Genomic DNA, 9774 nt, shown 5'->3' on the forward strand with positions numbered 1-9774 from the left:
CAGGATAAATCAATGGCGTTAGTCGTTGAGCCTAGCAACCCTCTGCAACTCTCGTTGTTTGAGTGGATAAATGGTCAGGTAACTGGCTGTTCAGAATCTCCCACTATAGCCCGTAGGGTTTAGTGGGGGAGTATGTCAAATGAGTACGGGTTGCTCCACGCTGTGGGAAGTGGAGGCGGCTACGGTGATGGAGAGTGCGGCGGTGTTGTGGGAGATGGTGCATCCTGAGGATGTGGACGCGATGCAGGCTTCGGTACTCCAGTCGGCTCAGACCCTAGACCCCTGGTTTTGGCAATGGCGGATCATCACTCCGTCGGGAAGGCTCAAGTGGCTAGAAGCGGCGGGCAGACCGACGCGCCAAGGGGACGGCTCGGTGCTTTGGGATACGTTGATTCTGGATGTGAGCGATCGCCACAAGCTGGATGCTCAACGCCAGGCCGCGGAAATCGCCCTGCGGGCCAGCGAAAGCCGCTATCGCCAGGTGGTGCAGTCCCAAACGGATTTTATTTTGCGATCGCTCCCCGATACGACCATCACCTTTGCCAATCAGGCCCTCTGTCAGGCGATAGGAACCTCTCTACAGGAGATCATCGGGCATCCCTGGATCGATTTTGCCAATTCCAGTGATTTAGAAAAAGATGAGACCCTCCAGCGTTTAGCGCAACTCACCCCCGATCGCGCCACATTTATGGCGGTGAATCGAGATCAACGGGCGGATGGACAAGAGGGCTGGACGCAGTGGTTAAACCAAGGCATTTTTGATCAGCAGGGGAACTTAATTGAAGTGCAGTCCGTGGGGCGCGATATTACGGCCCTGAAGATGACGGAACAGGCGTTGCAAGAGAGTGAATATTTGTTCCGGTCTGTGTTTGAACAGGTGCGGGTGGGGATTGTGTTTTGTGACCCCACGGGGCAGATTCTGCGGGTCAATCAAAAATATTGTGAAATCACAGGCTACAGTGCCGAGGAACTGACTCAGACGATTGTGTTTGAGATGACGGCAGCGGGCGATCGCGACCAGCACCGCGTCCTGTTTGATCAAATGATTGCGGGTGAACGGGAGATGTATAGCTTTGAAAAGCAACAGCGCCGTAAGTCTGGAGAATTGATCTGGGTGGAAGTCACCAGTTCAATACTGCGCAATTCGGAGGGGGAACGGAGCTTGGTGGTGGGGATTGTTGACGATATTAGCGATCGCAAGGCCGTTGAAGCCTCCCTCCGGGAAAGTGAATCAAAATTTCGGCAACTGGCGGAAACGGTGCAAGAGGTGTTTTGGCTCAGTGATACGGTGACGGGTGAGAGTCTCTACGTTAGCCCGGCCTATGCCACGATTTGGGGACGCAGTTGCGAGAGCTTGGCAACTGCACCGCGATCCTTCCTGGAGTCGATCCATCCTGAGGATCAGGACTGGGCGATCGCCCACTACCGTACCCATCGCGATCAACCCTTTGAACTGGAATATCGGATCGTGCGCCCGGATGGGGCGGTGCGCTGGATTTGCGATCGCGGCTTTCCCATCTACGACGAGAGCGGGCAACTGGTGCGACGGGCGGGGGTGGCGCAGGACATTACCGATCGCAAGCAAGCCGAGTTAAGCCTCGCGGAAAGTGAAGCCCGCTTCCGCCTCGTGTCCGAGAACATGAGCGATCTCGTCTGTCTCCACCGTCCTGACGGGTGTTATCTCTACGTCACCCCTTCGAGCCAAACGATGTTAGGCTATGCCCCCGACGAGTTAATCGGACGGCAGCCAGAGGACTTGATCCACCCGGACGATCGCGATCGCTTCCGCAACGATCTCCATGCCCAAACTCTCCACTTTTCCAGCAACCCCAGCGTCTACCGCATTCAAACCCAAACCGGCGCTTACATTTGGATTGAAACCCTGATTAAGCCCCTTTTGAATCCAGACGGGGAGGTGCAACACCTGCAAACCACCTCCCGTGAAGTCACCGATCGCGTCACAATCGAAAACCAACTTCGCCACGATGCCCGCCATGATGCCCTCACCGGACTACCGAACCGGAGTTGCTTAATGGAACGACTCCAAGCCGCCTGCCAACGGGCCCAGGCTGATCCCACGGTGCAGATTGCGGTGTTGTTTCTCGACTTGGATCAATTCAAACTGATCAACGACAGCATGGGGCATTTAATCGGCGACCAGTTGCTGATTGCGATCGCTCAACACCTCAGCACTCTGATCCGAGAGACGGATCTCGCGTCGCGCCTCGGCGGTGATGAATTTGTGATCCTCCTCGAAGACATTACCGGAGAAACCGAAGCGATTCAGGTGGCGGAGCGAGTTTTAGCGGCGTTGCGATCGCCCCAAACCCTGTCCGGACGGGAAATTTTCATCAGTACCAGCATCGGCATCGCCATCAGCGACCAGACCTACACCGAAGCCGAAGATCTGATCCGCAATGCAGACATTGCCCTGTATCGCGCCAAATCGGGGGGGCGATCGCGCTACGCCCTCTTTGATCCCGCCATGCACCTCCAGGTGATCAACCGCCTCCAACTGGAAAACGACCTCCGCAAAGCCCTCGACCACGATCAACTCGTGCTCTACTATCAACCGATCATCGCCCTCAACAGCGGCGAAATCCTAGGCTTTGAAGCCCTTATTCGTTGGCAACACCCCACACGGGGCATCATCCCCCCCGATACCTTTATCCCCATCGCCGAAGAAACCGGCCTGATCATCCCGATTGGCGCTTGGGTACTCCATGCTGCCTGCGCCCAACTCGCCCTCTGGCATCACCGCAGACCTAGCCTGAAAATCAGCGTCAACCTTTCCCCCAAACAACTGCAAGAATCGATCCTCATGCAGCAAATTACCCAGGTTCTCGCCCAAACTGGGATTCAGGGCCAACACCTCACCCTCGAAATCACCGAAAGTATGGTGGCCCAAAATATTGACGCGACCTGTGAGCTACTGACCCGGATACGATCGCTGGGGGTTCAAATCAGTATTGACGACTTTGGTACGGGCTACTCTTCCCTGAGTTATCTCTATCAACTTCCCATTGATTTCCTGAAAATTGATCGCGCCTTTGTGCAACATGTGCGCATTGGTACGAAAAACCAGAGTATCGCCGAGTCGATCGTCGCCCTGAGCAATGTGCTCGAACTCCATGCGATCGCGGAAGGCATCGAAACCCAAGAACAATTAACCTGGCTTCAACACCTCAACTGCGAAATGGGCCAAGGCTATCTGTTCTCGAAACCCGTGCCCGTCCATCAAGCCACCGCCCTCCTCCACTAGAGCTAGAGCAAGGCAGCGAGCTAGAAGCTCGCACTACAGAGGATTCCAGGCAGGGTAGTGTGAGCCTCTGGCTCACTCATACCCCTTCCAGATTCGTAGCTTGGGTTATGTATCAGCAGTAGTTCCCTAACACCGGCCCCCGGCCTTATCCTTGGGCTTCGAGTTTGGCGAGGCGGCTTTTCAGGTCTTGGTTATCTTTTTTGAGTTGATCGAGTTCGTTGCGTAATTGCTTGACGGCTTGATCGGAACCGAGATTTTTTTGGACTCGTTTAACGGCTTCTTCGGCCATGCGCCGGACACGACCATCGGGGGTTTGGTCGGCGAGGGCCTGGAGGATCGCGATCGCTCGCTGGGTTTGCATTTGTCCGAGGGCACTACTCACCGCCACTTGGGTTAAAAAGAAGGGTTCAGCGGCGATCGCTTCTAATTGTTGGGCAATCCATTCCACCTGATCGGGGGTTTGGCCCGTGGACACCGCCCCCAAGGCCCGAATCGCCGCCAAGCGCAGGGCTTGGGGCGTGCCTGGGATCGTGTACTCGCTGATTAACGCCACCGCTGCCGGGGAGGTTTTCAACCGACTCAAGCCGCCGATCGCCCCCGATCGCACCACTTCATTCCAGCCGCCGCGCTGGGCGAGCACCTCCCGATAGAGGGTGAGGACTTCGTCTTGTTTAGCCTGGAGCACCCCGGTCACCATGCCGCCCAAGGTGCGCAGGGCTGCCGCTTCGGTGTAGTAGCTGGCATCGCCTTGTTTTGCGATCGCCGTGACGTGCTCATAACTGGGCAAAATGGTGAATTTACCCAGACTTTCCACCACGGCCCGCCGCACCCGCGCATCGGTATCACCCAGGCCGTCTGCTAGGGCTTCCATGGCTTGATTGAGCTTGATTTTGCTCAACTGTTGCGCCACTTCAACGCGCACCCCCCAAAAGCGGTCATTTAAGAGGGCTTCTTTGAGGGTGGCGATCGCATCTAAACCGCCTTTTTTTGCGAGGGCGATCGCTGCATAGATCCGCGCCACTGGATCAGGATCATACTTCAACTGCTGTTTCAATTCCGCCGGGGGATAGTCCAACACCACAGTTTTTAAATAGGAATTGCACACATCAAAACAGAAGAATTTCGGGCGCTGGGGCAAGGGAAAATAGAAACTCTGTTCCGGTTGATTGAGCCGCAGCGTGAAGGATTGATAACTAACATGGCCCACCTCATCCACATCGGCAAAGGCAATGGGAATATTGAGATCAAAGAGTTCGCGATCGCTGCCGGTGGAATCACTTTTAGCCTGGGTTTGTTTCACGGTGATTTTGGCCAATTTATTGTCTGCATCCCAGGCGTAACTCACTTTGAAATCGGGATGTCCACCCCGGAACACATATTGATCAAACAAAAACGCGAGATTTCGCCCCGTCGCCTGTTCGATCGCCCGCAGCAGATCGATGGTTTCAACGGTTTGATGGGCGTTGGTGTTGATGAAGGTATGAATGGCTTTGGCGAAGAGTTCTTCGCCTAAGATGCCGCGAATCATGTGATAGACACAGGCCCCTTTTTCGTAGAGGTGGCGATCGTACAGTTCGATCGCTTCGCGGTAAATATTCGTCACCATCGGGCGACGATAACGAGAACTATCTTCGCTGAGATAACTGCGGGCTTCATTGAGGAGGTAATAGGCTCCATCTTCGGGGCCATATTCATGCTCTGTCCACAACACTTCGGAATAGGAAGCCGCCCCTTCTTTAATCCAAGCGTGAGACCAATGCTTAATCACCACCAAATCCCCAAACCATTGGTGGGCGAGTTCATGGACGACTAAGCTTTCGGTGCGATCGTTATCGATCGCAGCCCGTTGATCGAGGAGACAGCGATCGGTGAGTAGTGTTGTGGAGGTGTTTTCCATGCCACCAAAAATGAAGTCCGCAACGCAGACTTGGGCATATTTCGGATAGGCGTAGGTGTAGCCGTATTGCGCACTCAAAAACTCCATCATCCGAGGCGTTTTTCCCATACTGAGGCGGGCGGCTTCTTCTTGGCCTTTTTCCACGTAGTAGGTGACAGGAATGCCGTTCCATTCGTCGGTTAATTCGGCGAAGTCTCCCACGGCGAGGGTCATCAAGTAGGTGGGGTGAACTTGGGTTTGCTGCCAGTGGTAAACGGTGTGATTGCCGACGGTTTCGGTGTGGATTAGTGCGCCGTTGGAGATGGCGCGGTAGGGCTGGGGGACTTGGACGCGGATTTCGGAGGTGGCGAGTTGGCCGGGATAGTCGAAGCAGGGGAACCAGTAGCGGGAGTCTTCATCTTCGCCTTGGGTCCAGACTTGGGTGGGTTTGTCGGGGTAATGTTCGTCGGGTTGGATGAAGTAGAGACCGCGTTGGGGATGGTCGGCGCGGTAGTGGATGACGAGGTCGAAGGGGTCGGTGCGGGTGGGTTGGAGGAGTTGGATTTGGAGGTGTTCGCCGTCGTAGTCGAAGGGTTGGGCGATCGCACCAATTTGCACCGTATCAATTACCAGATCGACCGCATCGAGGCTGAGGGTGTGAATGCCGCTATGGACGGGGCGGATCGTGATCGTGCAAGTGCCGCTAAACCGTTGTTGGGGAAAGTCCAGCAGTAAATCGAGGGCAATATGTTCTACTTGACCGGGGCGATCGGGGTTGTAGTGGGGTTTCGCACCGGGTAACTCGAAGGATTTTTTGCGATCGCCTTCATCATCAAAATAGAAATACTGCATCGTTTCGTTTAGGTTGATCTGAATAGACACTGACGGTATTTTAACGTCCCAGCTTTCCCTAGAGTGCGATCGTGCCCCATCTTTCCCCCCAAAAAACAACGACCCCCAGAGTGGGGATCGTTGGGTACAGCCTCGATTCAGTCTGAATCAAGACTGGATGGGGGTGGGAGGCCTAGGATTTTTGCTGTTTCCGGCGGCGGGCCATACCGAAGAACCCAGCGCCTAAAAGACCTGCCGCCATGGACATGGGTTCCGGCACACCTTTACCGACGGTGAAATCATCAAAGGCAAATTCATCGCCCTGAATTTGATTCATCCGGAATTCGACGCGATCGAAGTTCTGCGAGGCATTATCCGCCATAAACCCGAAATAGAACGCTGATCCGTTGGTGCTGCCGTTGGAGCCATTTTTATTTTCGATCGCCAGACTGGAGATAAATTCACCACCCCGATAGAGATCCAGATAGGTCGTGGCTTCGTAGTCCCCTAAATCATAGGCATAGAACCCCAAGGCTCCCACGGCTTGGGTGAAGCTGATCGTGTAGTTTTGCACCGCGTTGGTGAGCCAGAACTGACTGCCAGAAGAGGCGTTGCGCCCTTTTTCCACTTCTCGCTTAATCGAGTCTTTGATGTCTTTGGAGGTGCCAGCGGTTTTGAGCAGGCTTTGATCAACGCTTTTGATCATTGATTTGTCACCGCCGCCGCTGAGGGTCGCTGTGCCCAAGCTGCCAAAATTGATGTCCATGCCGCCGTTGGTGGGTTGGGTGTGAATGGCATGGCTTTCAAAGTCTTCCGTGGCGAATTGGCTTAAGTTGCTGAGAAATTCGGTTTCGGCGGCTCTGGAATTGACGATGTTGTTGAAGGTTTTGGTGGTGTTGGTGGGGTTAGGGTTAATGTCTTCCCCAAAAAAGACAGTGAAGGCATGGGCAGCCGTGGCAGAACCGAGGGTCATCCCGGTAATGGCTGCAAATCCGATCAGTGGGCTAATGCGTGACATCAACATGACATTGTGGCTCCGTAGTACAAACAAAAATTAAGCGTTGTAGGGATGATTAATGCTTCATTTGCCCACGATCTAAGCATAAAAACTGGGTGATCCTAAAGGGTAATTCTACGGAGTTTGCGCAGTCTTCACACAATGGGGAGACTTCTTTAGCGGAAGTTTATTAACCCTCGCTGATCTGAATCGTCGCTTTTGTCGCCGGGAAGGGGGCAGTGGTGGTGGGTGGTGGATAGGATTGTGTTGAACGGTTAATCTCCTCTAGCCGGCTCGGTGATGCTCAACCTAAGATTCTGGGTCGGGGGGGGATGCTTCGGGCTGGGATTGTTGCTGTTGTTCGGCGGTGCGCATGCGTTGGGCTTGGGCGGCTAGTTCGCGAAATTGTTGTTGCCAATGGTCATTTTGGATCGTGCCTTGTTGATCTACGGTCTCTAAAATTTGCTCCCAATTCCCGGCATCCAGATCAGCTTTGAGTTGGCGGTATTGGGCTTCGAGTTCGCGCCATTGTTCGAGACTGGCTTGGGCATCTTGGTAGAGGGGGCTGCTGGTGGCCATGTCTTGGACTTGCTCGAGGGCGGCATCAACGTTGCCAGCTTCGAGGCTGCGCAGGGCGAGATCGAGTAAGAGGCGATCGCTCCTCTCCAAGGGTGAAGCTGTGGGCGATGGCTCTGAGGTGGAGGGAGTGGGTGTCGCCTTCAGATCAGCCCCACCATCGCAGCGGAGATAGTCCCCATGCACCCAGCCTTTAGGGTCTTTAATTTCGCGCCACACGCCATCTGTTTGGCCGGTTAACACGACTTCGGTATCCGGGGCCAGGCTATCAAGAGCTTGAGCCTCTTGAGTGGGTTGATCGCGTACTTGTAAGGTGGAACGAACCTGAACCACGCATCGCTCCGCATCGCCATCCATCCAATCCCCCACATTACTAAACAGACTGGGTACTGTTTCAGGGAGCGATCGCAACCCCACCAGGGCCCCCACGCTCATCGACACCAATACGAACGCCCCAATCAATGCACCGCGCCCCCATCCACTCGGCTGGGACACGACCGGATCGGGAGTTGGGGCCACGGTTACCGGGGGGGGTGTGGGATGCACGGGCGCGACGGCATAGGTGGCGGCGACCGAGAGGGGAGAGGGGGGCGGCGTGAGGGGGGCCGGGGCGGGATTCAGGTTCGCAACGGCCGGCGGTGGGGAGAATGAGGGCGCAACGACGGGGGCGGGGGTGACTTGGGGCAATGTGGCGAGAACTTCCGCTGCGGTTTGGTAGCGATCGCGCCAATAATACTTTGTCATTTTCGTCAGGATCGCCGCCAGTTCCCCACTGCAATGGCGCTGATTCCAGGCAATTTCGTTAGTGTCGTGATCGTAGGTGAAGTGAATCGGGGCAACGCCGGTGATCGCCTGGATCGCAATCACCCCCAGCCCGTAGATATCACTGCAAAAATAGGGGCGACCGTGGGCCTGTTCGCTGGCCATGTAGCCCGGTGTGCCGATGGCGATGGTTTGGGCGGCGAGTTGACTGGGGAAAAACGTACTCTGTAGTTGAATCTGTTTCACTGCGCCAAAATCCACCAAGACGAGGCGGCGATCGCTGCGTTGGCGCAAAATGTTATCCGGTTTGATATCCCGATGGACGACCCCTTGGCTGTGGACAAACTCCAGCACCGTCAAGCCATCCCGCAACAGATGCCATACCTCCACTTCGGGCCAAGGTTGCCCCTCGCTCAACTCCCCTGTAATCGGCAGCCCATCAACATAGTCCTGCACGAGGTAAAATTCTTGCCCCTCCTCAAAATAGGCCAGCAGGCGCGGAATCTGTTCATGGCGGCCCAACTGTTCGAGGGTTTCCGCTTCCCGTTGAAAGAGGCGGCGGGCGGTGGGCAACACCTGGGGGTCGCTGGTGGCGGGGCGGAGGTGTTTGACGACGCAGAGGGGTTGCCCCGGACGACGGAGATCGTGGGCCAGGTAGGTTTGGCCGAAGCCTCCCGCACCGAGCGCTTGCTTGACTTGATAGCGACCATCCAAAACTTGACCCAGCATGATCCTCATCACCACATAAACCTTTCCCTATGGTAGCCCCGCTCTGGATCGGGGTGAAAGGCGATCGCCCCCGCGCTCAATTGGCACAAGCTCGGCTCCCTAAGGCACGATCCCATTGGGGAGGGTGAGAATATGGCGGGCAATTTCCCCCGGATAGGTGATCCAGAGGTCTTCGGAGCGGGCGGCGCGTTCGGCGATGTGGTTGAGGGCGCGGCGGAGATGGCGCAGGCGGAAGGGTTGACCGACAATGTACGGATGCAGCGCGATTCCCATCACGAGGGGTTGATTTTGGGCTTGGCCCTGCATTTCAGCAAATTGATCGACGATCATGTCGGCGAAGTCGGTGGCGCTGGTGTTGCGGACGGCGATCGCTGGAATATCGTTCAATTCCTGGGGGTAAGGAATCGACAAAATCCGCCCCGACCGCGTTTGAAACCAGATCGGCTGATCATCGCAACACCAGTCCAGCAGATAGGTGTAGCCGGCTTCCTGGAGTAAGTCCGGGGTGATGTGGCTCTGGGCGATCCACGGCCCCAGCCAACCGCGAGGCCGTGCGCCTTCGTGGTGGGCGATCGTGTTGGTGGTTTCGATAATCAGGCGTTGGGTAGTGCATTAATGCACGGGACGGAGGAAAATCAGGCTACACAACTACGATAACTAGGGAGACAAGCTCATGGCTATTGAGATGACCTGTCCGACCTGTGGGTCTCACGATATCTCCAAGAACGGCACTAGCCACCG

Annotated in this window: 5 protein-coding genes; 1 reads left to right on the plus strand and 4 read right to left on the minus strand. The window is 55.6% G+C overall.

The genetic code is table 11. From position 1 onward, the window contains the following. The first annotated feature begins 139 nt into the window (after positions 1 to 139). Positions 140 to 3262, plus strand: coding sequence for a PAS domain S-box protein (locus PN477_RS02685; protein ID WP_272115506.1), 3123 nt, complete (start codon positions 140 to 142; stop codon positions 3260 to 3262). Between the two features lie 145 nt (positions 3263 to 3407). Here the strand turns inward: PN477_RS02685 and PN477_RS02690 are convergent, their stop codons facing one another. From PN477_RS02690 to PN477_RS02705, 4 genes are all read right to left on the minus strand, one after another. Further along, positions 3408 to 5990: a M1 family aminopeptidase gene (locus PN477_RS02690; RefSeq protein WP_417158739.1), complete on the minus strand. Its 2583-nt coding sequence runs from the start codon at positions 5988 to 5990 to the stop codon at positions 3408 to 3410. A 172-nt stretch (positions 5991 to 6162) separates the two neighbouring features. Next, positions 6163 to 6993, minus strand: a complete 831-nt coding sequence (locus PN477_RS02695; RefSeq protein ID WP_272115509.1) for a PEP-CTERM sorting domain-containing protein — start codon at positions 6991 to 6993, stop codon at positions 6163 to 6165. 282 nt (positions 6994 to 7275) lie between these two features. Continuing rightward, entirely contained in the window at positions 7276 to 9033 is a 1758-nt protein-coding gene (locus PN477_RS02700; protein WP_272115511.1) for a protein kinase domain-containing protein, read from the minus strand. A 99-nt stretch (positions 9034 to 9132) separates the two neighbouring features. Continuing rightward, positions 9133 to 9444 carry a polysaccharide deacetylase family protein gene (locus PN477_RS02705; RefSeq protein ID WP_272115513.1) on the minus strand — a complete coding sequence of 104 codons (312 nt, stop codon included), beginning with the start codon at positions 9442 to 9444 and terminating at the stop codon, positions 9133 to 9135. Positions 9445 to 9774: the final 330 nt, after the last annotated feature.

The organism is Spirulina subsalsa CS-330, assembly GCF_028330765.1.
Taxonomy (GTDB): Bacteria; Cyanobacteriota; Cyanobacteriia; order Cyanobacteriales; family Spirulinaceae; genus Spirulina; species Spirulina subsalsa_A.

Coding starts and splice junctions, on each gene's coding strand:
- PN477_RS02685 (WP_272115506.1), top strand. CDS start 140: ATGAGTACGGGTTGCTCCACGCTGTGGGAAGTGGAGGCGGCTACGGTG.
- PN477_RS02690 (WP_417158739.1), bottom strand. CDS start 5,990: ATGCAGTATTTCTATTTTGATGATGAAGGCGATCGCAAAAAATCCTTC.
- PN477_RS02695 (WP_272115509.1), bottom strand. CDS start 6,993: ATGTTGATGTCACGCATTAGCCCACTGATCGGATTTGCAGCCATTACC.
- PN477_RS02700 (WP_272115511.1), bottom strand. CDS start 9,033: ATGCTGGGTCAAGTTTTGGATGGTCGCTATCAAGTCAAGCAAGCGCTC.